The sequence below is a fragment of the Gordonia sp. SL306 genome (genome assembly GCF_026625785.1).
Lineage (GTDB): Bacteria > Actinomycetota > Actinomycetes > Mycobacteriales > Mycobacteriaceae > Gordonia.
On record NZ_CP113063.1, the window covers coordinates 2,811,835 to 2,834,515 of the forward strand.

Here is a 22,681-nt window from a genome sequence, read left to right on the forward strand (position 1 = left end):
GGCGCCTGCCGAACGAACAAGGCTCCCACCACGTGCTCGTAACGAGCGTGTGGTGGGAGCCTTGTGCGGAACTACGGCGGGTTACTCGCCCGGCGGACGACGGAAGTGCTGGGTGTCGTCGTCGTCCGACGGGCCGAACTCGTCGGTGGGCCGGAACGTCTGCGTCGCGGAGTCGTCGTCCGCCGGGGGCGGTGTGAACGTCTGCGTCGCAGTGTCGTCGTCGGGATTCTCGGCAGGCGTGTCCACTCGGGGGATCTGCTCGGTGGGCCGGTCCCATGGGTCGAGGGAACCGGCTGCGCCCGCCCCGGCCGCGGCGGCGCCCGCCGCCGGGACCGTCGGATCGACCTCATGTCGTCCCGCACCGGTGTTAGCCGTGGTGTCGGGTTCGTCCCATGCGGCCGTGTCGTCGGCGGGCGGGGTGTCGTCGCCGTCCCGATCGCGGCGCGCACGCCACATCAGGAAGCCCCACAGGGCCAGCAGCAACACACCGACGATGCCGAGGATCAGCGGCAGCCAGAAGCCGCCGAGGGTCAACAGCCCCTTGTAGTGGTCGGCCTTCTCGGCCTGGTTCTTGACCGTCTGATCGGACCACTTGAATCGCGCCTTGAGCACGTCCATCCGGAAGTCCCGCACCGGCGCCGGGGTGTCGGAGCTCTGGTCGGGCGACCGGAAGTACTGATGCTGATCCTCGAGACCGTCGATGATGGTGCCGGTCTCCGGCTCGACGAACACGTGCCGGGTCGCGGTGGCGTAGCGGTGCATCGTGATCTTGTCGTTCGGCTTCACGCCGCGTCCGCTGATGCCCCACCAGCTCGCGGGCATGGTCAGCATCGTGCCCAGCGCCGCCTCACCCTGTGCGTTGGGCAGGCCCGAGACGTCGGTCTCCGGCACGTCGCCGACGAACTCGTAGGTCGTGACCCCGTTGATGTCCTTCTCGCCCTTGAAGTTGACCGGGATGTCCTGACGGGTGTTCGTGTCGTAGTAGAGATACGCGCGCTTGCCGACGTCGAAGCCGAACTTGTACTGGAAGCCCTTGCGATCGGGGAGGTCGACCGAGACGTCCTTCGGGTTCACCCCTTCGGGAGCGGCCTCGAGTTGCAGCGAGCTGACGGTCCCGTTCGGCACCGACGACTTGCGATTCACCGACACCCGGTCGATGTTCGCGGTGAGCAGGCCGTCGTCGCACTTGCGCTCGCCGTCGGCGGCGGCCATCGACGGATCGGTTTCGTTGCCCGCGGCATCGCGGACCCGGTCGATCTGGACGGTCTGCGCCGACTGCAGGGTCGCCTGGCGCTTGTCCGAGGGGTCGACGATGACCGAGCGGCGCTGCTGGGTGAGATGGGCGTCCAGCACGCGTGCCTTGCGTTCACTCACCGAGCAGCGATCGAAGACCTGGGCGGGGAACCGGTCACCGCTGGATCCGTCCTCGGGCACCGTGGTGGCGACCGACGTGATGTCCAGGTCGAGTGGCACCACGCGCAGCTGCGGTACGAGGAACAGCGGTATGGCTATGGCAGCGGCGATGCATGCGGCGCCGAGGAACGCCGGCAGCGCCAGCCAAAGTCGTCTCATTCTCTCCACTCCTGTACTCCGGACTCAACGTCACAACAGTAGCGGCGCCGTGCCGTCACCCGACGGAGGTCTCGGACATTCCTGGCAACGACCGTGCCATACGCCTCCCCCGAGCCGTCCGACGGTCAGCCCGACTGGCTGCGATCAGCTCGCCTGTCCCGTTCGGCCTCTTTCATGATCCCGGCCATGTATGCGTAGATCTCTTTGTCGGACATGGCTTTCCAGCGGGGTGCGAGCAGTTTCATGTATTTCTCGACGTAAAGGAGCTGTTTGCCGACGAGAACGAGTTCGCGCGGCAGTCGGGCGTCGTGTGCCTTGGCGACCGCGGCCAGCTGACGTCCGAGATCCCCGTACGACATCGACCCGAGATCGGTCGACGAGAGCGGCAACGCGACCCGTTTGATGTCCTCGGCGCCCTTGGCCGTCGACGACGTCGGATTGTGGACGGCTCCCAGCAGGAAGATCGCGCGACCGGCCGATTCGTAGTCGCCGCGCACGATGAGGTCGACGACGAGCTGCCGGAGAATCCGTCTCGTCCGTTTGGTGAACCGTCCGACGATGCCGAAGTCGAGTAGGACAAGCGTGCCGTTCGCGTCGACGAGCACGTTCCCTGCGTGGAGATCGCCGTGGAAGAGCCCACCGTGGAACGCCGATTCGAGGAGGGAGAGCAGCAGATTGCGGCACAGCGCGACACCGTCATGGCCCGCGCCGCGGACGGCCTCGGCGTCGTCGATGCGGATCGCGTAGACCCGTTCCATCGTGAGCACTCGCGAGGTGGTGAACTCGTCGTGGACCTCCGGAACCCGGACGCGGCTGCCGTACGGGCCGTCTCGCAGGCACTCGTACCACTCCCGCATCGTGTCCGCCTCGTTGCGGAAGTCGAGTTCCGCCGACAGTCCGTCGGCGAAGTCCTCGACGACGTGCCGGGCGCTCAGCATCCGGCCGTACTCGGAGATCTCCGCGAGCCCCGCGAATCGCTCGAGCAGGGCGACGTCGGGTGCGAGACGCTCGGTGATTCCCGGGCGCTGGATCTTGACCACGACCTCTTCGCCGCTGTGCAGAGTCGCGGTATGGACCTGGGCGATCGAGGCCGACGCGATCGGCTCGACGTCGAAGGCCGCGAAGACCTCCTCGGGGCCGCGGCCGAACTCCTCGATGAACAGTCGCCGGATGTCCGCGGGGTCGGCGGGACGAACCCGGTCGAGCAGCGATTCGAACTCGGCCGAGAGCGTGTCGCTGAACACCCCGGGGCTCGATGCGATGAGCTGGCCGAGTTTGACGTAGGTGGGGCCGAGATGTTCGAACGTGGTCCGGATCTCATGGGCGACGCGCTGCGCGGTCGGGCGGCGACCGTGGACGGCGTCGCCGAGAGTGTGGAACACGAAGCGCCCGACGCCCGCCGCCGTGTGGGCGGTCGCCGTGCCGAATCGGGTGATCTCGGCGATCGGCGACACCGTGGGCAGCTGTCTGCGTAGGTCGTCGTCTGCGGAGTTCTGCATCGTCACCATCGGCAAGTGTAACGACGGAGCGTGCCCGGCACCGGGGGCGTGGCGCCTCAGGCGGCGGTCATCGACGTCCGGCGGCTGTCGATCCACCTGGTCAGGAGCCCGTTCCGCGGTGCGAAGAAATAGATCAAGGTGAACATCACACCCTGCGTCACCACCACCATTCCGCCCGGGGAGACGTCGGCACCGTAGCTGATGTAGATGCCCACGAGGGTGGCCGCGACGGCGATCGCCGGGGCGATCAGCAGCATGTGACCGAACCTGTCGGTGAGCAGGTGCGCCGAGGCTCCGGGGATGATCAGCATCGCGACGACGAGGATGACGCCGACGATCTGGAGCGCCAGCACACAGGTGAGGGCGAGCAGACCGAGCAGCAGGACGCCGAGCCATCGTCGGGACAGCCCGATCGCGTGTGCGTGGACGGGATCGAAGGCGTAGAGCGTCAGATCCCGCCGCTTGACCACCAGCACCGTCGCGACCACCGCGGCGAGGATCAGCAACTGCCACCGGTCCGCGCCCGAGACGCCGAGGACGTTCCCGAACAGGATGTGGTTCAGATCGGTCTGACTCGGCGTTGCCGAGACGAGTACCAGCCCGAGCGCGAACAGGGTGGTGAACACGATGCCGATCGCGGCGTCCTCCTTCACCCGACTCGTGTCGCGGACGGTCCCGATCAATGCGACCGCGAGGAATCCGAAGATCACCGCGCCGATCGCGAACGGCACCCCGACGATGTACGACAGCACCACGCCGGGCAGCACCGCGTGCGAGACTGCGTCGCCCATGAGCGACCAGCCGATCAGGACGATCCAGCAGCTGATCAGTGCGCACACCGCGGCCGCGACCCCGCTCGCGAGGAATGCGTCGCGCATGAAGGACAGGGTCCAGGGTTCGACCAGGAAGTCGATCATCGTGTCACCCCGGAACCGTCGTGGCTCGGATCACGTTGCGGTGCCGACGACTCGCTGCGATGTTGACCCAGGACGTCGACGCCGAAGGCGAGTGCGAGTTGCTCGGGGCGCAAGGCCTCCTCGGGAGTGTCGTGCACCAGTACACGTTGCATCAGCAGGACGGCTTCGGTGGCGAACGAGGGCAGGGTCGACAGGTCATGGGTGGAGATCAGGATCGTCGCACCGCGAGTGGATTCCGCCACGAGGAGATCCACAATCGTTCGCTCCGAACGTTTGTCGACCCCGGCGAATGGCTCGTCGAGCAGGAGGATGTCCGCACCCTGGGCGATTCCCCGCGCGACGAACGCGCGTTTGCGTTGTCCGCCTGAGAGTTTGCCGATCTGCCGGTCGGCGAGTTCGGTGAGTCCCACGCGTTCGAGCGCGTCGTCGACGGCGGCCCGATCGCGTGCGGAGGCCCGACGGAACAGGTTCTGTCGTCCGTACCGGCCGGTCATCGCGACTTCGCGTACCGAGATGGGGAAGTCCCAGTCGACGTCCTCGGACTGCGGAACATAGGAGACGAGTCCTTGGGCCCGTGCACGATTCGGGGTCCCGCCGGCGATCGTCACGCTTCCCGACGACGGGCGCACGAGCCCCATGATCGACTTGAACAGCGTCGACTTGCCGGAGCCGTTCATCCCGATCAATCCGCAGATCCGGCCTGGTCGAAGTGTCAGCGAGACCTTGTCGAGGGCGAGGACGCTTCCGTACCGGACGGTGAGGTCGGTGAGTTCGATGGCGGGCGGTCGCGACTCGTCCTGTGGTACGCCCTTGCGGGATGCGACGTCCCGAGATGGGCGGTGTTCAGGGAACGACATGATCGGCGTCCTTTCCGGTGAGGCCGGCGATGATGGTCGTCAGGTCGTGCCGGAGCAGATCGAGGTAGGTGGGGACCGGACCGTCGGGCTCGGACAGCGAGTCGACGTAGAGCGTCCCGCCGAGTCGGGCGTCGGTGGACCGCGCAACCTGCTGCATGGGCGCGTTGTTCACGGTCGATTCGCAGAAGACCGCTGGTACGTGGCGGTCCCGGACGAAGTCGACGGTGCGCCGCATCTGTTGTGGGGTGGCCTCCTGTTCGGAGTTCACCGGCCAGATGTAGTGCTCGGTGAGTCCGGTGTCACGCGCGAGGTAGCTGAACGCGCCCTCGCAGGTGACCAGCGCTCTCTCGTTGTCGGGCAGGGCATCGATGGCGGTCACCAGCCGAGCCCGCTCGTCGTCGAGGCGGGCGTCATAGCGTTCGGCGTTGGCACGATAGGCATCGGCGTGCCCGGGATCGATCCGGGCCAGCCCGCGAGCGATGTTGTCGGCGTAGGTCTTTGCCTCGAGCGGGGACATCCAGGCATGCGGGTTGGGTTTACCGGTGGCGGGAGAACCGCCCGGGTCCGCCCTGATCGGCAGTGGCGCGATGCCGTCGGAGGCGACGATCCGCGGCACGTCGATGTCGGAGAGGAATCGCTCGAACCAGTCGTCGAGGTGGAGGCCGTTCACCACCACGAGGGATGCGTCAGAGGCTTTGTGTAGATCACCGGGCGTGGGTTCGTACCCGTGGATCTCGGCGCCGAACTTGGTCAGGGAGCTGACGTCGGCGTGGTCGCCCGCGACGTTGCGCGCGATGTCCGCGAGGACGGTGAACGTGGCCAGGACCTGCGGGCGGTCCGGGACATCACGGGTTTCGCAGGCCGAGCACACGACGGCGACCACGACAAGGGTCGCGACGGTGATCCGGCGGGCCGCTGACATGGACCAACTCTAATTTCGGCTACCCGAACTTGCAAGTTAGTCGAACCTGATAGGGTGCCCGCAATCTGACATACGTGCCGAGTCCCGCCGGTGACCTGGTGGTCTCGCACGAGACGTATGCGCACATGAATATTCCTGAATGTGATCTATTCGCTCGGTATCCCACGGACCGGCGCTTCTCCGGAACACTGGACGGGGTGCGGGGCGACCCGCAGCGGAGTCACGGGCCCAGGAGTCCGATCCGCGAATCCGACGTCGAACCGAGGGAGCTTCCATGCCCACCACCGTCAACGCCTACATCGCGACCGCCGCCGACCAGCCGCTCGGCCCCACCACCATCGAACGCCGTGACCTCGGCGCGAACGATGTCGCGATCGACATCGCCTACGCCGGCATCTGCCACAGCGACATCCACACCGCGCGCAGCGAGTGGGGTCGTACCGCGTTCCCGGTGGTCCCCGGCCACGAGATCGCCGGGACCGTCTCGGCTGTCGGCTCCGACGTCACCCGCCATCGCGTGGGGGACCGCGTCGGGGTCGGCTGTTTCGTGGACTCGTGCCGCGAATGCGAGCCCTGCCGCCGCGGCGAGGAGCAGTACTGCGAACGCGGGATGACCGGCACCTACAACGCCGTCGGCCGCGACGGCGAGCCCACTCACGGTGGCTACAGCACCGGGATCGTTGTCGACGAGAACTATGTGTGCGGCATTCCCGAGGGCATCGACCTCGACGTCGCCGCGCCTCTGCTGTGCGCCGGCATCACGCTCTACTCGCCGTTGCGTCACTGGCAGGCCGGCCCCGGCAAGAAGGTCGCGATCATCGGACTCGGCGGGCTGGGTCACGTCGGCGTCAAGATCGCGCACGCGATGGGCGCCGAGGTCACCGTGCTCTCGCAGTCGCTCAAGAAGATGGAGGACGGCCTGCGCCTCGGTGCCGACCACTACTACGCCACCAGTGACCCGGACACCTTCGAGAATCTGCGCAACGAGTTCGACCTGATCATCAACACCGTGTCGGCCAACCTGGACATCAAGCAGTACCTCGGACTGCTGGCCATCAACGGCACGCTCGTGGAGCTCGGCCTCCCCGAACACCCCATCGAGGTGCCGGCCTTCGCGGTCACGGCCAACCGGCGCAGCTTTGCCGGGTCGATGATCGGCGGCATCGCCGAGACCCAGGAGATGCTGGAGTTCTGCGCCGAGCACGGCATCGGGGCGGAGATCGAGGTGATCGGTGCCGACAAGATCAATGAGGCCTACGAGCGGGTGGTCGCGAGCGATGTGCGCTACCGCTTCGTGATCGACACGGCGACTCTCTGATCCCTGTCCGGCCGTCGCGGACGGCGACCGGACCGATCGAAAAGCGCCCCAGAAATCCGCCCACCGGGCTCCCGTCGTGCACCCATCTGCGACGGAGCTTCTGGTGAGGGCGGTTTCATGGGGCGCTTTTGTGTTGCCGTGCCCCGTGCTCATCAGTTGAACCCTCCTTGACGGATACCCCCCAGGGGTATAAAACGGGCATATGGACCACAACCTCGACCACAGCGCGGTCGGGGTCGCCGAGGGCGACTCCGACCTGCACGCTCATCACATGGATTCCCACGAGAGCCATTCCGGGGGTGGAGCCCATGGCGCGCATGGCGGTCATGGCGACCACGTCGCGATGTTCCGGCGACTCTTCCTGGTCATGACGGTGCTCGCGGTTCCGGTGGTGATCGCGAGTCCGATGTTCGCCGACCTGATCGGCTACGAGTTGCCGTCGTGGGGGTGGCTGAACTGGGTGTCGCCGATCCTCGGCACTATCATGTTCGTCTGGGGCGGACGCCCGTTCCTCACCGGTGCCGTGAGCGAACTACGTTCGCGGACACCGGGAATGATGACTCTGATCGCGCTGGCCATCAGTGTGGCTTTCGTGGCGTCGTGGGGGGCCACACTCGATCTGCTGCACCACGAACTCGATTTCTGGTGGGAACTCGCCTTGCTGATCGTGATCATGCTGCTCGGTCACTGGATCGAGATGCGGTCGATATCGCAGACGACCTCGGCGCTGCAATCCCTCGCCGCCCTGCTGCCCGACGAGGCCGAACGCCTCGACGGCGACGTGGTGCAGACGGTGTCGCCCGCCGAGCTGAGGATCGACGACCTGGTCATCGTGCGGCCCGGCGGGCGCATCCCCGCCGACGGTGAGATCGTCTCGGGCACAGCGGAAGTCGACGAGTCGATGATCACCGGCGAATCGAACCTGGTGAGCCGCACGGTCGGTGATCGGGTGGTTGCGGGCACGGTCAGCGCCGACACCGCCATCCGGGTCCGGGTGGGTGCGGTCGGTGACGACACCGCGTTGGCAGGTATCCAGCGTCTGGTGTCCGATGCGCAGAACTCGTCGAGCCGCGCGCAGCGACTGGCCGATCGCGCCGCCGGCTGGTTGTTCTGGTTCGCGTTGGCGGCGGCCCTGATCACGGCGATCGTGTGGACCGCCGTCGGGCAGTCCGACAACGCGGTGATCCGCACCATCACCGTCCTCGTCATCGCCTGCCCGCACGCGCTCGGGCTCGCCATCCCGCTGGTGGTCGCGATCGCGACCGAGCGCGCGGCCACGATGGGTGTGCTGGTGACCGACCGGATCGCGCTGGAGACCTTGCGGCAGGCCGATGTGGTGCTGTTCGACAAGACCGGCACCCTCACCAAGGGGGAGCCGGCGGTGGTCGACGTCGTCGGCGCGGCAGGCCGGTCGGCCGGCCGCATCCTGGCCGTGGCGGCCGCCGCGGAAGCCGACAGCGAGCACCCGCTGGCGACTGCGATCGTCCGGGCCGCCATCGACCGTGGCGTCACCATCCCTGCGGCACAGGACTTCTCGTCGAGTCCCGCCGTCGGGGTGCGGGCCGAGGTCGACGGGCGTGAGATCGCCGTCGGGGGCCCGCGGCTCCTCGACGAGCGCGGGCTGTCGGCGCCGGACGGCTCGGCGGGACTGGCCGGCCGCGGAAACACCGTGCTCTACGTCGTCGACGACGGAGTCGTCATCGGTGCGGTCGCCCTGGGCGACGCGATCCGCCCGGAATCGGCGGACGCGATCCGCGCCCTCGCCGATCGTGGCGTGACCTCCGTGATGGCCACCGGGGACGCGCACGACGTGGCCACGCGGGTGGCGGCCGAACTCGGTATCGACCGTGTCTACGCGGGCGTCCGTCCCGAGGACAAGGAGTCCATCGTTGCTGACCTGCAGGCCGAGGGGAACACCGTGGTGATGGTCGGTGACGGCGTCAACGATGCTCCGGCCCTCGCGCGTGCAGATGTCGGTGTCGCGATCGGTGACGGCACCGATGTCGCGATCGGGTCGGCCGGGGTGGTGCTGGCCGGCGACGATCCGCGGACCGTGGTCTCGGCGATGGTCCTGTCCGGGCAGGCGTACCGCAAGATGCGGCAGAACCTCTGGTGGGCGGCCGGCTACAACCTGCTCGCCGTCCCGCTCGCGGCCGGTGTGCTGGCGCCGGTCGGCTTCGTGTTGCCGATGGCCGTCGGCGCGATCCTGATGTCGGTCTCGACCGTGGTCGTCGCGCTCAACGCGCAACTGCTCCGTCGGGCGGATCTGTCGGTGCACTGACGGCGGGTCCCCTCGGTGCACGGGGAGGCGTATGGTTTTCGACTGGGAATCGAAAACAGGTCGGCGTGGTTGATCCTCACATCGACGTTCCCCCGCGGGAGGTGCGAGATGGCACAGAACGAGATGAGCCGTGACCAGCGCGACGAGACGCGTGCCGACTTCGTCGTGGTCGGCGCCGGGGTGGCCGGACTGACCGCCGCCCTGCGGGCAGCCGAGGCGGGATTGCGCGTGGTGATTTTGACCAAGGGGCCCGCATGGCATCCCGATCGGGCCGAACAGGCGACCTCGACTTTCTATGCGCAGGGTGGGATCGCCGTCGTCGAGCCCGGTGATCCGACGGACTCGGTCGACCTCCATCTCGCGGACACGCTTGGTGCCGGGGCGGGCCTGACGGATTCGCGGATCGCCCGACCCATCCTCGACGACGGATGGTCTGCGGTGTCCGGTCTGATCAGCTGGGGTGCCGAGTTCGATCGGGGGCCCGGGGGAGACCTGCTGCGAACCCGTGAAGGTGGCCACTCGGTGCGCCGCATCATCCACGCCGGCGGCGACGCGACGGGTGCCCACGTTCAGCGCGCGCTGGTGGGCAGGCTGCGGGCCGCCTCCCGATCCCTGGCCATCAGCAGCCACGACGACGCGGTCGCCACTGCGATCCTGCGTGCCGACGGTCAGACGGTCGGTGTCGCCTACCGGCAGCGGGGGCGCGAACGTGTCGTCCATGCGCCGACCGTCCTGCTCGCCACCGGTGGCAGCGGTCACCTCTATGCCGCCACCACCAATCCGTCCGGCGCGACCGCCGACGGCATCGCTCTCGCGTTGCGGGCCGGGGCCGTCGTCGCGGACATGGAGTTCATCCAGTTCCATCCGACCATGCTGTTCGTCGAGGGTGCGCGTGGTCGGCGCACGCTGATCAGCGAGGCCGTGCGTGGTGAGGGCGGCCGTCTGGTGGACGTCGATGGCGACCCGGTGACCGCCGGGGTGCATCCGATGGGTGATCTCGCGCCGCGCGACGTGGTCGCCGATGCCGTCGAGGCGAGGATCGCCGATTCCGGGCACCCGTGCGTGTACCTCGACGTCCGGTCGATCGCCGACTTCCCGAAGCGATTCCCCACGGTGACCGCGGGCGTCGCCGACGCCGGACTCGACGTGGCCGCGGGGCTGATCCCCGTGGTGCCGGGTGCGCACTATCAGTGCGGCGGCGTGCTCACCGACGTCGACGGCCGGACGGCCGTGCCCGGTCTGCTGGCCGCGGGTGAGGTCGCCCGGACCGGGCTGCACGGCGGAAACCGGCTGGCGTCGAACAGCTTGCTGGAGGGACTGGTCATGGGCCGCCGAGCCGCCGCGGTGGCCGTCGGCCGTCGAGGCAGACGGGTCGGTGAGGGCGCCGACGTGATGCCGGCGATGCACCCGACGATGCCACGGAAAGAGCTGCAGGACAGTATGTCCCGATCCGTCGCGCTGCGCCGGGACGCCGACGGCCTTGCCCGGATCGCCACGGCGCTGAGCCGAATCCCGGACCGCGCCGCGGTCACCGACGCCGACATCGAAGACGCCGCGCTGACGCTGACCGCCAAGGTCGTCGTGGAGGCGGCGCGAGCGCGCACGGAATCGCGCGGCGCGCACACGCGGATCGACCATCCGTACACCGACCCGCAGGCGCGGACACGGTGTTTCGGTTGGCTCGATGGTGAGCTCACCGAGTGCGACGGCAGCGAGACCATCACCGACATCCACGCGTTGGTGCCCTGACCCGTCGGCGCGCCCGGGCGCGGTAACGTCGGCGACCATGACCGCGCCCGGACGAGTCATCGTCGACCTCGGCCACATCCGTCTGCATGCCCTCACCTGGGGTGAGCCCGGCGCGCCGCTCGCCATCTGCCTGCACGGTTTCCCGGATTCCGCGTGGACGTGGCGACACCTCGCTCCCGAGCTCGCAGCGGCCGGCTATCGGGTGGTCGCACCGTTCACCCGCGGGTACTCCCCGTCGGAGATCCCGGCCGACGGCGACTACCACGTGGCGGCCCTCGCCCACGACGTCCTCGCGCTGCACCGCGAGCTCGACGGCGACGATCGGGCGGTCCTGATCGGACACGACTGGGGCGCGCTCACCGCACACGCGATCCTCGCCCGCGACGACCACCCGTTCCGGCGCGTCGTCGCGGTCGTGGTGCCGCCGATCGCCGCCATGCGGCAGGCGGGGACGTCGGTGCGTGCGCGGTTGCGTCTCATCCCACAACAGATGGCGATGAGCTGGTACATCGGTTTCAACCAGATCCCGTTCCTCCCGGAGCGGGTTCTCGGGTGGCTCATCCCGACCCTCTGGCGGCGGTGGGGGCCGTCCCCGGACGTCGACGACATCGACAACGCCCTGGCCACGGTGCCGAACCGCGCACACGGATCCGCGGTCCTCGGGTATTACCGGGCCATGCTGCGACCTCGTGTCGACGCCCGGTATGCCGACCACGCCTCGGATTGGCTGCGGCCACCCCGGACACCGCTGCTCTACCTGCACGGCGCGCTGGACGGGTGCATGCAGGTGGATTTCACCGACGGATTGGCCGAGTTGCTGCCGACGGGCAGTGAGGTCGCCCGGATCGATCACGCGGGCCACTTCGTCCATCTGGATCAGCGCGATCGGGTACATCGCCGCGTCGTCGGCTTCCTCGGTTCGTGAACCGGGGTCGGTGCCCCGGGGCACACCGGTCGTCGGGCCCGGCGCACAATCGACCCCATGTCGCGTCCCGTGGTCCAGCCCGATCCGATCTCGTTCACCGGCGTCGACGGGATCACGCTGCGAGCCGATGAGTGGCAGCCGGCCGACGGTGAGGTCGGCCCGACGATCGTGCTCCTGCACGGTGGCGGGCAGACCAGACACTCGTGGAAGCAGACGGGTCAGTTCCTGGCGGCTGCCGGCACTCATGTGGTGTCGCTAGACACGCGAGGTCACGGCGCCAGCGACTGGTCGCCGAGCGGTAGGTACAGCCTGGAACTGTTCACCGACGACGTCGTCGCGGTGGTCGAGCAGATCGGAACGCCGGTGACGCTCGTCGGTGCCAGCATGGGCGGGCTCAGCAGCATCGGCGCGGCTGCCGAACTCGGCTCCGAGAAAGCACGCGGTCTGGTGCTCGTCGACGTGGTCCCGCGTTTCGACCAGGCCGGGAGCGCCCGGATTCGCGACTTCATGACCGCCAACGTCGGCGGATTCGACACACTCGAGGACGCGGCCGACGCCATCGCCGCATATCTCCCGCACCGGCCCAAGACCTTCCACCCGGAGGGCCTCAAACGCAATCTGCGTGCAGGTGAGGACGGTCGTTGGTACTGGCACTGGGACCCGGCGTTCGTGACGTCGAAACCGGGCGACGACCGATTCGTGCGGGCCGAGCATCTGGAGGAGCAGCTCGCGTCGCTGACGGTCCCGATCCTGCTGATCCGCGGCAAGCTCTCCGACGTCGTCCCCGAGGACGCGGTCGCCGGGTTCCGTGAGGTGGTCCCGGCCGCCGAGGTGATCGAACTCGCGGACGCCGCCCACACCGCCGCCGCCGACGACAACGACGCCTTCACCCAGGTCGTCCTCGACTTCATCGGTGCACACCGTTAAGTGGTGCCCGCCGACCACCGCCACGACCACCGCCACGAGCACCGGCTCGACATCCGGCGCGGCGACATGGGCCGCGTCTATGGCGGGGACGGTCGGTTCCTTCGTAGACTGGCCGCCGGGGAAGCGTCGGGAGCGCACGGACCGTTGGCCGACAGTCGTCTCGTATGCGGCACGGTCACAAGCGGGGGCAGGTTGTCTTGATCGATTGCACATGCGCGTGAAGCGCGAAGGAGAGGCCGGATGAACGGCGAGGGTTGCTGGTCGACGGTCGTATGCACGCCCGCAGAGCGTGCCGCGCTGGGGCTGACGGGGCAGTCGGAGTGGTTGCTGCACTGCCGGCTCGCGGCGGGGCATCAGGGCAATCATGCGACCGACGCGAGCATCCGTCCGCGGGCCGACCGCCGACTGTGGCTCGAATGGAACGACTTCGACGATCACGCGCAGTCGCTCATCGAACGCAACCCGTGTTCGGTGCGGTCGCCGCAGGGTGCCGCGTGTCTGTACTTCGAGAGTCACGGCGGCGCGCATTTCTTCGCGCCGTCCAATGGTCACGCGCCGACCGCGGTTCGCGGACCCCAGCCTGCGACGGGACAGGCCCCGGCGCAGGGCCCCGGGCAGTCCGGCGAGATCCCTCGGCCGATGCCCAGGCCAGGGCCTCCTGCATCGCGTCCACCCGCGCATCCCGGGCAGGTCCCGCAGCAGCCCGACCGCATGCGGATGACGACCGACACCCACATCCCGGTCGTCCGGACGGCGACTCCGGAATCGGCAAACCAGGAATCGGCCGCCCAGGGATCACCGTCGCAGGACGCGGCCCGAACGGGCGGACGTCCGGCCTCGCGGCCCGCTGCCCCGGTGTCCGGCGCCCACGCGAACGCGGGTGGTAGGCACGACGGATATCGGCCGGGACGCCGCTCCACGGATGCCGAGCCGCCTGCCCCCTCGGGACCTCGACCGGGGAGTCGTCACCGGATGCCGGATGCCACCGACTCCGGCACCCCACAACCGCCGCGATCACCTGCCGGTCCGCCGCCTGCCGGTCCGCCGCCCAACCCGACTCCGCCGCCCGCATCGCCACCCCCACATACGCCGAAGCCTGAGCAGAAGACCGAGCAGGAGTCTCAGCCGACCGACTCGTCGGCGACCTCGGACCATGCTGCCGGCATGCGGGCAACGTCATCGACCCCCGCGCCGGGTCGGGGTGACGCCGATCTCGCCGCAGCGCTGAGTGAGGTCGCGGCAGCCCTGGAGAACCTGGCCGCAGCAGTGCGCGCATCGCGGAACGCATAGAACGCGCCGTCCCTGGTGACGGGACGGTGCCGACCGACCCACTGGGTACCCTATGGGGGTACCGGTATGCGTTTCGGACTGGTATACCTGTAGGGGGTATTGGTAACCGGCCGACGTCGAGAGGGATTGCGCCGATGGAGCATGCACAGCACGGGTACATCGGCCGCAAGGACGACTACCTGCGGAGACTTCGCCGCATCGAGGGGCAGGCCCGGGGGTTGCAGCGAATGGTCGACGAGGAGGCCTACTGCATCGACATCCTGACCCAGGTCTCCGCGATGACCAAGGCTCTGCAGGCGGTCGGACTCGGCCTGCTCGAGGAGCACATGAATCACTGTGTCGTGAATGCGGCACAGGAGAGCGACGCCGCCGGCCAGGAGAAGGTCGACGAGGCGATGCAGGCGATCACGCGCCTGGTCCGGTCCTGACCGGGCCGCCACGACGCCGGCCACCACAACCGCGGCCATCACGACCGCAAGGAGGAACTCTTCATGACCACCAGCACCTTTACCGTCAGCGGAATGACCTGCGGACACTGCGTGTCATCCGTTCGCGAGGAGATCGGTGAGATCTCCGGGGTCGACCGTGTCGAGGTGTCCCTCGACACCGGCGCCGTCGAGGTCATCAGCGATCGTGTGCTGGACCGGGGCGAGGTCGCGGCCGCGGTCTCCGAGGCCGGTTATCGACTCACATGACCACCGGAACCCGGATCGTCGGCTTCCTGATCGCGATGGCGGCGGTCTTCGCCGTGGCGTTCGGGGTCGGACGAGTGGCCGATCCGTGGGGTGGTGGCGCCCCCGCGGATCCTCCGGGCGTCCACCAGCAACACACGGAGTAGCGAGATGTCCAGCACCATCGAGCGGATCGATCTCGACATCGACGGCATGACCTGCGCGTCGTGTGCGAATCGCATCGAGCGCAAACTGAACAAACTCGACGGCGTCAGCGCGACGGTCAACTATGCGACCGAGCAGGCGCACGTCGAGTTCCCGTCCACCCTCGACTCCACGGATCTCGTGACGGTTATCCGCGGCGCCGGATACGACGCGACCCCGGTTCCTGCCCTCGGGGATCAGCCGGACGCCACTGACGACGCGCAGCGGGACGGTCCCGAGGACCGCGACCTCCACGGATTGCGGCAGCGGCTCATCGTGTCGGCGGTGCTCACGGTCCCCGTCGTCGTGCTCGCGATGGTGCCGGCGTGGCAGTTCACCTACTGGCAATGGCTCTCGCTCACCCTCGCCGCTCCGGTCGTGGTGTGGGGTGCGTATCCCTTCCACCGTGCGGCATGGATCAATCTGCGCCACGGCACCACCACGATGGACACCCTGGTGTCGATGGGCACGCTGGCGGCGTTCGCATGGTCGGTCTACGCGCTGTTCCTCGGGACCGCCGGGGAGCCGGGGATGCGGCACGGGTTCGACCTCATCGCCTCCCGCGGCGACGGCGCGGGGAACATCTACCTCGAGGCGGCGGCGGGCGTCACCACATTCCTGTTGGCGGGCAGGTACTTCGAGAAGCGGGCCAAGCGTCGCGCCGGGGATGCGCTACGCGCTCTACTCGACCTCGGGGCCAAGGACGTCGCCGTCGTGGTGGGCGGAGTGGAGCGACGAATCCCGTTGTCGGAGTTGTCGGTCGGCGACGAGTTCCTCGTCCGGCCGGGTGAGAAGATCGCCACCGACGGAGTGGTGGTCCAGGGGGCTTCGGCGGTCGATGCGTCGATGATCACGGGTGAATCCGTACCGGTGGAGGTCACCGAGGGCGACGACGTGACCGGCGCCACCGTGAACACCAGCGGCCGACTCTTGGTGCGCGCGAGCCGGATCGGCGCGGACACCGCCCTCGCGCAGATGGCGAGGATGGTGGCCGACGCACAGGCGGGCAAGGCGGACGCGCAGCGTCTGGCCGACCGGATCTCGTCGTTCTTCGTGCCGGCTGTGATCGCGATTGCCGTTGCGACACTGGGATTCTGGCTCGGAGTGGACAGTGTGGCGGGCGGGCCCGGCGGCGTCACGTTCGCGTTCACCGCCGCGGTTGCGGTTCTCATCATCGCTTGTCCGTGCGCACTCGGTCTGGCCACGCCCACGGCTCTGATGGTCGGGACCGGCCGGGGTGCGCAACTCGGGGTGCTGCTCAAGGGGCCCGAAGTACTCGAGACCACCCGACGCGTCGACACCATCGTGCTCGACAAGACCGGCACCGTGACCACGGGCGAGATGACCCTGGAATCCGTCACCGTGGTCGACGGGGATGCCGGCGAACAGCTCGACGAGGATCGGGTGCTGATCACGGCGGCCGCCGTCGAGGCGGGCTCGGAGCATCCGATCGGCGCCGCCATCGTCGCGGGGGCCGCGCAGCGGTCGTCGGCGTCGCTGCCGCCGGTGAGCGGATTCCGGGCGTCCGAGGGTTCCGGTGTCGCCGGACTCGTCGACGGTGTCCGCGTCGAGGTCACGAATCCGCGCCGCCAGGAAGATGCATTGCCCGAACGGCTTTCCCGTGCTGTCGATGGTGCGCACCGGGCGGGTGCCACCGCTGTCGTGGTGTCGTTCGACGGCCGGGCGGTCGGTGTCGTCGTCGTCGGGGACCGGATCAAGCCGTCGTCGGCCGCGGCCATCGCCGAACTCCGGCGGATGGGCCTGACCCCGGTACTCCTCACCGGCGACAATGCGGGTGCTGCCGAGCATGTCGCACGGGCGGTCGGTATCGATCGTGTGATCGCCGAGGTGTCGCCTGCCGATAAGCTGTCGGCGATCAAAGACCTTCAGTCGCAGGGGCATTCGGTCGCGATGGCCGGAGATGGCATCAACGACGCCGGGGCGCTCGCGCAAGCCGACCTCGGACTCGCGATGGGGACCGGAACGGACGTGGCCATTCACGCGAGCGACCTGACCGTCGTCAGTGGCGACCTCTGGGCCGTCGTCGACGCGATCCGTCTTGCCCGGCGCACACTGGCCACCATCAAGGGCAATCTCTTCTGGGCGTTCGCGTACAACGTGGCCGCGATCCCGGTGGCCGCGGCCGGGCTGCTCAATCCGATGCTCGCCGGCGCGGCGATGGCACTGTCGTCCGTGTTCGTGGTGGCGAACAGCCTCCGACTGCGACGCTTCCGTCCGCATCCCCGCTGACCCTCGCCGACGGCAACCGCCTTCCCTTCGACAGCAACCGCCATCCCGTCGACGGCAACCGCCATCCCGCCGACGGCAACCGCCATCCCGTCGATCGGGCGCACATCTGCGCCGATCGTGCACAGAATCCCGCCGAGTGTGCGTTGCCGACCACCCGGCTGGCCTATGTGTGCACGATCGGCGGGATTCTGTGCACGATCGACGGGATTCTGTGCACGATGGGCGGAGAGCTGTGCACGATCGACGGGATGCTGTGCTCGATCGCTGGTTGGGTAGCGCGATCGAGAAACGAAACCCGGGGGAGAACTAGAACAGGTTCTAGTCCATCGTCTACTCTGTGCCCATGGCAGGTTCTGAGATCCCCGACACGATCGCACTGGACTCGGTGGAGTCCTTCTCCGACGACGTCGACGTGCTGGTCATCGGGTGTGGTGTCGCGGGCGGGAGCGCGGCCGTGGAAGCGGCGGCGGCCGGGGCCAAGGTGCTGGTTCTCGAACGTGCGGCGGCGGCCGGCGGTACGAGCTGTATGGCGGGCGGACATTTCTACCTGGGCGGCGGCACTGCTGTGCAGCAGGCCACCGGGCACGACGACAGCCCGGAGGAGATGGAGAAGTACATCACCGCGGTGTCCCGTGAGCCCGAGCCGGACAAGATCCACGCCTACTGCTTCGACAGCGTCGAACACTTCAACTGGCTCGAGGGCCTCGGGTTCAGTTTCGAGCGCAGCTTCTACCCGGAGAAGGCCGTCATCCAGCCGCAGACACAAGGGCTGATGTTCACCGGCAACGAGAAGGTGTGGCCCTTCAAGAACATCGCGACGCCGGCCCCGCGTGGGCACAAGGTGCCCGTACCCGGCGACACCGGCGGTGCGTCGATGGTCGTCGACCTCCTGGTCAAACGTCTCGCCGAGCTCGGCGCCGAGATCCGCTACGAGACCGGCGCACGACAACTGGTGGTCGACGAGTCGGGCAGCGTGGTCGGTGCGACGTGGAAACGTCCCGGCGAGGAGGGTGTGATCCGGGCGCGGTCGGTCGTCATCGCCGCGGGTGGCTTCGTGATGAACGAGGAGATGGTGGCGCGCTACGTGCCGCACGTCGCCGAGAAGCCGTTCACGCTGGGCAGCACCTACGACGACGGGCTGGGCATCCGGCTCGGCGAATCGGTCGGTGCGGCGCTCAAGCACATGGACCAGGCGTTCGTCACCGCGCCGATCTACCCGCCGAGCATCCTGCTCACCGGCATCGTCGTGAACAAGAACGGCGACCGCTTCGTCGCCGAGGACTCTTATCACTCGCGGACCTCGGGATTCGTGATGGATCAACCGGATTCGGCCGCATTCCTGATCGTCGACGAAGCGCACATGAAGCGCCCCGAGGTCCCGCTGATCAACCTCGTCGACGGTTGGGAGACGGTCGCCGAGATGGAATCCGACCTCGGCATCCCGGAGGGCAGACTCCAGAAGACCCTCGCCGACTACAACGCGAACGCGGTGAAGGGCGAGGACCCGGACTTCCACAAGTCGGCGGAATTCCTGGCACCCCAGGACCAGGGGCCGTGGGGGGCCTTCGATCTCAGTCTCGGCAAGGCGATGTACTCGTGCTTCACCATCGGCGGGATGGCGACGTCGGTCGACGCCGAGGTGCTCGACGGCGAGGGCGCGCCGATCGCCGGGCTCTACGCCGCGGGCGCCTGCGCGGCCAATCTCGCTCAGGACGGCAAGGGCTACGCGAGCGGAACGCAGCTGGGGGAGGGCTCGTATTTCGGCCGGCGCGCCGGTCGGCACGCGGCTCGCCGTTCGGAGGTTGTGACCGAAGGATGACGTCCCGGTCCGAGCGGGGCCATTCGTGCGCATCGTGAGGTATCAAGGGGTGTGACCACCACCGCTCGTTCATCCGCCCACTTCTGGGCGGCCGCTCTGGCCGGCATCGTCGCGGTCGGCGCGGGGCTCGGTATCGGCGAACTCTTCGCGGTCATGGTGGCTCCGGGCGCCTCGCCCTATTTCGCCGTCGGTTCCGCGGTCGTCGACCACACGCCGGACGGGATCCGTGAGTGGGCGATCGGTACCTTCGGGACGTCCGACAAGCTCGCGCTCTTCGTCGGCATGGGCGTGATCATCGCCGCGATCGCCGCGGGTTGCGGTGTCGCCGAACGACTCCGACCGCCCGCGGGCACCGTTGTCGTCGCCGTCTTCGGCGTGGTCGGGGTCATCGCCGCGCTGGCCCGTCCGGACTCACGATGGACATTCGCGATCCCGTCGGTCGTCGCAGGGCTCGTGGCGGTGATCGTCCTGCGGATCCTGGTGGGCATGCTGCGCAAGGCCGAGGACGCGGAGGCTCATACGACCGTGGCCGACGTCGGCGAACAATCACCGGGCGGCGTGGGCCGTCGGTTCCTGTTGACCGCCGGCGGGATCGCCGTCCTGGCCGTGGCCGCCGGAGTCGCGGGTAGGCGGGTCCTCGCCGACACCACGCGCACCGTCGTCGACCGCACCAAGGTGCTGCTGCCCGTGCCGCGGTCGGCGGCACCGCCCGTACCCGCCGCGGCCGATCTGGGGATCCCCGGCGCGACCTCCTTCGTCACCACGAACGACGATTTCTACCGGATCGACACGGCCCTTCAGGTTCCCAGTCTCACCACCGGGGATTGGTCGCTACGGATTCACGGCATGGTCGACAACGAGATCCGGATCGGGTGGGATGAGCTGCTGACAATGCCGATGACCGAACGGATCGTCACCCTGACCTGCGTGTCCAACGTCATCGGTGGTGACCTGATCGGCAATGCGCGTTGGCTCGGAGTGCCGATGAAGACCCTTCTCGACCGGGCCGGAGTGCAGCCCGGCGTCGACATGCTGTTGTCGACGAGTGCCGACGGGTGGACCTGCGGTACGCCGGTGTCGGTGGCCACCGACGGACGAGATGCGTTGCTGGCCATCGGGATGAACGGGGCTCCGCTGCCCGTCGAGCACGGATACCCGGTCCGCCAGGTGATCCCCGGCCTCTACGGCTATGTGTCCGCGACCAAATGGGTCGTCGACTGGGAGCTCACCCGATTCTCCGACGCCAAGGCGTACTGGACCACCCGCGGGTGGTCGGCCCTCGGCCCGATCAAACTCGCATCCCGGATCGACCGACCGGACTCCCGGTCGGAACACGCGCGCGGCGAGGTGGTGATCGCCGGAACCGCGTGGGCGCAGCACACCGGAGTCGCATCGGTTGATGTGCGCATCGACGACGGAGCCTGGCAGCCCGCGCAACTCGCCGAGGAATACTCGGTGGACACCTGGCGGCAGTGGCGGTTCACCTGGAACGCGACGCCGGGTGACCACACCGTGACCTGCCGCGCCACCGACAAGAACGGTCGCGCGCAGGTCGAGACGTACGCGTCGCCGGTCCCGGACGGCGCCACCGGACTCGACTCGCGGACCTACACGATCACCTGATCGGACGAGTCCGCCCGGATGAAGAATCCGCGCAATTGCCCGAGTGGACCACATCCGGTCGGTCATGCCCGATACACTCTGCACACTTTGTGTCGTAGCGAGTGGTTCGAGGGCGAGTGGGTGTAGGGCGAGTGCGTCGGGTTCTGTTGTCGCTGACGGTGTTTCTGTCGGTCGGGCTGTTTCTCCAGCCGGGTTTCCAGCCCGGGTCGGCACATGCCCTGGGGATCGGGGGCATCCAGTTCCCCGACATCGATCCGCCGGTCTCCATCGGCGATCAGGATCTGACCCGCACGAAGCCGGATTGGTTGCCGCCCAGCCTCGGGGAGAATGCCTCGGTGATCTTGGTACCCGGGACCACCGACTACGACGGTTCCGATCAGATGGCCCGAACGGACGGCATCGGCTTTTATGATTCGCCCGAGGGCGACCATTACGCGCCGGACATCACCACCGTCGATTACCCGGCGGCGTTCGGCCTCAAGGTCTTCGGTCTCCAGATCGACCTCGCGGGCGTCGGGACGTTCAACGACTCGGTCGACGCCGGGACCGCCACCGGCGTCGCGGATGCCTATGCGGCCTGGCAGAAGCAAGACCGACAGGGCACGGTGATCGTCAACGGCTACTCCCAGAGCGGGCCGGTGGCGATGAACATCGCCTACGAACTGCACAAGGATTACGCCAACGGAGTCGACGGCGCCATCCCGGATCAGAACGTCGTCGTGGTCGTCGGCGCGGACTCGCGTTTCCCCAACACGGGCGTTGAAAACGTCGTCCCGAGCTTCATCGACGGGATGTACACCAACGGCGATCGGGATCCGGCCGACACCGGCGACATCAAGGTCATCTCCTATTGCGTCCAGGGCGATGCCACGTGCGGGGTCGGCAATCCGTTCGCCGATCCGATCGGTACCTTCTTCTACCTGATCCCGGGCTTCTACACGCACGCGTTCCTCGAGAGCCATGTCAACGATTACACCCCTATCAAGAAATGGGACAGCGACGACGGCAACACCACCTACGTGGTGCTCAAGGGCGACGGCGGCGGCAACCCGTGGGGCATGATGCTGCGCGACATCGGCATCCCCGTACCCGAAGAAGTCGACGAGGCACTGAACACCCTTGTCCCCGTCCCGATGCCCGGGGAGCAAGCCGAGATCGGCGGCCATGCGATACCGACGCCGCGGGAACTCCAGGAACAGATCTACCAGCGGCTCGGCTGGACGGTCCCCGCGACCGACCCTGATGTGCTCGACAAGCGGTCGGCCGCCGGGGAATCCACGGACCAGGCCCCGAAAGCCGGCGCGGGCACAGCGGCCGCCGACAAGACCGAGCTCGCCGCCGACAAGACCGCCGCCGACAAGACCGCCGCCGACAAGACCGACGCAGTCACCCCCGCGCCGGCGTCGGGCACAGATGCCGGCCCGAACGTGAGCGTCGACGAGACGGACAGCGGGCCCCAGAAGTCCGCAGGCCAGACGGAGTCATCTGAGTCATCGGAGAGCCCGGACGATGCCCCGGTCACCTCGACCGAAGAGCCGACCGAAGCGCCGACCGAGGAGCCGACCGCGGACGCGACCGAGACGCCCACCGATCGGGCCGAGGACTCGTCGACGGACCAGACCGATTCGCCATCCGACGACTCCGCGGAACAGGACTCCGGCGACGCCTCCTCACAGGTCGAATCGTCCGGCGGGGATACGGATTCGCCATCCGACGACACGTCGGCACCGGGTTCGATGACGGGACAGTCAACCTCCGGAGAGTCCGATTCGGGCGGCGGCGACAGCTGACGCAGATCAGCTTGGCGAACTGCGCTGCAGAGGTGTGGGGCATGGATCGGCGCGGTGACCCAACTGG

At 68.3% G+C, this 22,681-nt stretch carries 18 protein-coding genes; 13 read left to right on the forward strand and 5 right to left on the reverse strand.

What is annotated here, in order from left to right:
• Positions 1 to 81 precede the first annotated feature (81 nt).
• The 5 genes from OVA31_RS12880 to OVA31_RS12900 form a co-directional block, all read right to left on the reverse strand.
• Positions 82 to 1,572, reverse strand: coding sequence for a DUF3068 domain-containing protein (locus OVA31_RS12880; RefSeq protein WP_267627053.1), 1,491 nt, complete (start codon positions 1,570 to 1,572; stop codon positions 82 to 84).
• Positions 1,573 to 1,697: 125 nt separating this feature from the next.
• Complete coding sequence (locus OVA31_RS12885; RefSeq protein WP_420714020.1) at positions 1,698 to 3,071, reverse strand: ABC1 kinase family protein; 1,374 nt, start codon at positions 3,069 to 3,071, stop codon at positions 1,698 to 1,700.
• A 56-nt stretch (positions 3,072 to 3,127) separates the two neighbouring features.
• Positions 3,128 to 3,988 carry a metal ABC transporter permease gene (locus OVA31_RS12890; protein WP_267627054.1) on the reverse strand — a complete coding sequence of 287 codons (861 nt, stop codon included), beginning with the start codon at positions 3,986 to 3,988 and terminating at the stop codon, positions 3,128 to 3,130.
• Positions 3,985 to 4,845, reverse strand: a complete 861-nt coding sequence (locus OVA31_RS12895) for a metal ABC transporter ATP-binding protein (RefSeq protein ID WP_267627055.1) — start codon at positions 4,843 to 4,845, stop codon at positions 3,985 to 3,987. Before OVA31_RS12895 ends, OVA31_RS12890 begins: the two co-directional genes overlap by 4 nt.
• Positions 4,832 to 5,767: a metal ABC transporter substrate-binding protein gene (locus OVA31_RS12900; RefSeq protein ID WP_267627056.1), complete on the reverse strand. Its 936-nt coding sequence runs from the start codon at positions 5,765 to 5,767 to the stop codon at positions 4,832 to 4,834. The genes OVA31_RS12895 and OVA31_RS12900 overlap by 14 nt, the downstream gene beginning before the upstream one ends.
• A gap of 274 nt (positions 5,768 to 6,041) precedes the next feature.
• On the opposite strand from OVA31_RS12900, the gene OVA31_RS12905 reads away from it, so the two are divergent.
• The 13 genes from OVA31_RS12905 to OVA31_RS12965 all read left to right on the forward strand — a co-directional run bounded on the left by OVA31_RS12905 (position 6,042) and on the right by OVA31_RS12965 (position 22,614).
• Complete coding sequence (locus tag OVA31_RS12905) at positions 6,042 to 7,085, forward strand: NAD(P)-dependent alcohol dehydrogenase (protein ID WP_267627057.1); 1,044 nt, start codon at positions 6,042 to 6,044, stop codon at positions 7,083 to 7,085.
• Positions 7,086 to 7,287: 202 nt separating this feature from the next.
• Positions 7,288 to 9,366, forward strand: coding sequence for a copper-translocating P-type ATPase (locus tag OVA31_RS12910; RefSeq protein ID WP_420714022.1), 2,079 nt, complete (start codon positions 7,288 to 7,290; stop codon positions 9,364 to 9,366).
• Positions 9,367 to 9,474: 108 nt separating this feature from the next.
• Complete coding sequence (gene nadB / locus OVA31_RS12915; protein ID WP_267627058.1) at positions 9,475 to 11,115, forward strand: L-aspartate oxidase; 1,641 nt, start codon at positions 9,475 to 9,477, stop codon at positions 11,113 to 11,115.
• 37 nt (positions 11,116 to 11,152) lie between these two features.
• Positions 11,153 to 12,040 carry an alpha/beta fold hydrolase gene (locus tag OVA31_RS12920; RefSeq protein ID WP_267627059.1) on the forward strand — a complete coding sequence of 296 codons (888 nt, stop codon included), beginning with the start codon at positions 11,153 to 11,155 and terminating at the stop codon, positions 12,038 to 12,040.
• Positions 12,041 to 12,097: 57 nt separating this feature from the next.
• Positions 12,098 to 12,967, forward strand: coding sequence for an alpha/beta fold hydrolase (locus OVA31_RS12925; protein ID WP_267627060.1), 870 nt, complete (start codon positions 12,098 to 12,100; stop codon positions 12,965 to 12,967).
• 240 nt (positions 12,968 to 13,207) lie between these two features.
• Positions 13,208 to 14,257: a hypothetical protein gene (locus tag OVA31_RS12930; protein ID WP_267627061.1), complete on the forward strand. Its 1,050-nt coding sequence runs from the start codon at positions 13,208 to 13,210 to the stop codon at positions 14,255 to 14,257.
• A 134-nt stretch (positions 14,258 to 14,391) separates the two neighbouring features.
• Entirely contained in the window at positions 14,392 to 14,685 is a 294-nt protein-coding gene (locus OVA31_RS12935; RefSeq protein ID WP_161060733.1) for a metal-sensitive transcriptional regulator, read from the forward strand.
• A 63-nt stretch (positions 14,686 to 14,748) separates the two neighbouring features.
• A complete protein-coding gene (locus OVA31_RS12940) occupies positions 14,749 to 14,952 on the forward strand; it encodes a heavy-metal-associated domain-containing protein (RefSeq protein WP_267627062.1) in 204 nt (67 codons plus the stop codon).
• Positions 14,949 to 15,095, forward strand: a complete 147-nt coding sequence (locus OVA31_RS12945) for a hypothetical protein (protein WP_267627063.1) — start codon at positions 14,949 to 14,951, stop codon at positions 15,093 to 15,095. The genes OVA31_RS12940 and OVA31_RS12945 overlap by 4 nt, the downstream gene beginning before the upstream one ends.
• Positions 15,096 to 15,099: 4 nt before the next feature.
• Entirely contained in the window at positions 15,100 to 17,382 is a 2,283-nt protein-coding gene (locus tag OVA31_RS12950; RefSeq protein ID WP_267627064.1) for a heavy metal translocating P-type ATPase, read from the forward strand.
• Between the two features lie 343 nt (positions 17,383 to 17,725).
• On the forward strand, positions 17,726 to 19,201 hold the full coding sequence (locus OVA31_RS12955) for an FAD-binding protein (RefSeq protein WP_267627065.1): 1,476 nt from the start codon (positions 17,726 to 17,728) through the stop codon (positions 19,199 to 19,201).
• 51 nt (positions 19,202 to 19,252) lie between these two features.
• Positions 19,253 to 20,824, forward strand: coding sequence for a molybdopterin-dependent oxidoreductase (locus tag OVA31_RS12960; protein ID WP_267627066.1), 1,572 nt, complete (start codon positions 19,253 to 19,255; stop codon positions 20,822 to 20,824).
• Between the two features lie 131 nt (positions 20,825 to 20,955).
• Entirely contained in the window at positions 20,956 to 22,614 is a 1,659-nt protein-coding gene (locus tag OVA31_RS12965; protein ID WP_267627067.1) for a PE-PPE domain-containing protein, read from the forward strand.
• Positions 22,615 to 22,681: the final 67 nt, after the last annotated feature.

Excerpts from the sequence above, each read along its gene's own strand:
- OVA31_RS12945 (WP_267627063.1), top strand. The coding sequence starts at position 14,949 with ATGACCACCGGAACCCGGATCGTCGGCTTCCTGATCGCGATGGCGGCG.
- OVA31_RS12955 (WP_267627065.1), top strand. The coding sequence starts at position 17,726 with ATGGCAGGTTCTGAGATCCCCGACACGATCGCACTGGACTCGGTGGAG.
- OVA31_RS12920 (WP_267627059.1), top strand. The coding sequence starts at position 11,153 with ATGACCGCGCCCGGACGAGTCATCGTCGACCTCGGCCACATCCGTCTG.
- OVA31_RS12930 (WP_267627061.1), top strand. The coding sequence starts at position 13,208 with ATGAACGGCGAGGGTTGCTGGTCGACGGTCGTATGCACGCCCGCAGAG.
- OVA31_RS12890 (WP_267627054.1), bottom strand. The coding sequence starts at position 3,988 with ATGATCGACTTCCTGGTCGAACCCTGGACCCTGTCCTTCATGCGCGAC.
- nadB (WP_267627058.1), top strand. The coding sequence starts at position 9,475 with ATGGCACAGAACGAGATGAGCCGTGACCAGCGCGACGAGACGCGTGCC.
- OVA31_RS12885 (WP_420714020.1), bottom strand. The coding sequence starts at position 3,071 with ATGCAGAACTCCGCAGACGACGACCTACGCAGACAGCTGCCCACGGTG.
- OVA31_RS12905 (WP_267627057.1), top strand. The coding sequence starts at position 6,042 with ATGCCCACCACCGTCAACGCCTACATCGCGACCGCCGCCGACCAGCCG.
- OVA31_RS12940 (WP_267627062.1), top strand. The coding sequence starts at position 14,749 with ATGACCACCAGCACCTTTACCGTCAGCGGAATGACCTGCGGACACTGC.
- OVA31_RS12950 (WP_267627064.1), top strand. The coding sequence starts at position 15,100 with ATGTCCAGCACCATCGAGCGGATCGATCTCGACATCGACGGCATGACC.
- OVA31_RS12910 (WP_420714022.1), top strand. The coding sequence starts at position 7,288 with ATGGACCACAACCTCGACCACAGCGCGGTCGGGGTCGCCGAGGGCGAC.
- OVA31_RS12895 (WP_267627055.1), bottom strand. The coding sequence starts at position 4,845 with ATGTCGTTCCCTGAACACCGCCCATCTCGGGACGTCGCATCCCGCAAG.
- OVA31_RS12925 (WP_267627060.1), top strand. The coding sequence starts at position 12,098 with ATGTCGCGTCCCGTGGTCCAGCCCGATCCGATCTCGTTCACCGGCGTC.
- OVA31_RS12935 (WP_161060733.1), top strand. The coding sequence starts at position 14,392 with ATGGAGCATGCACAGCACGGGTACATCGGCCGCAAGGACGACTACCTG.
- OVA31_RS12900 (WP_267627056.1), bottom strand. The coding sequence starts at position 5,767 with ATGTCAGCGGCCCGCCGGATCACCGTCGCGACCCTTGTCGTGGTCGCC.
- OVA31_RS12880 (WP_267627053.1), bottom strand. The coding sequence starts at position 1,572 with ATGAGACGACTTTGGCTGGCGCTGCCGGCGTTCCTCGGCGCCGCATGC.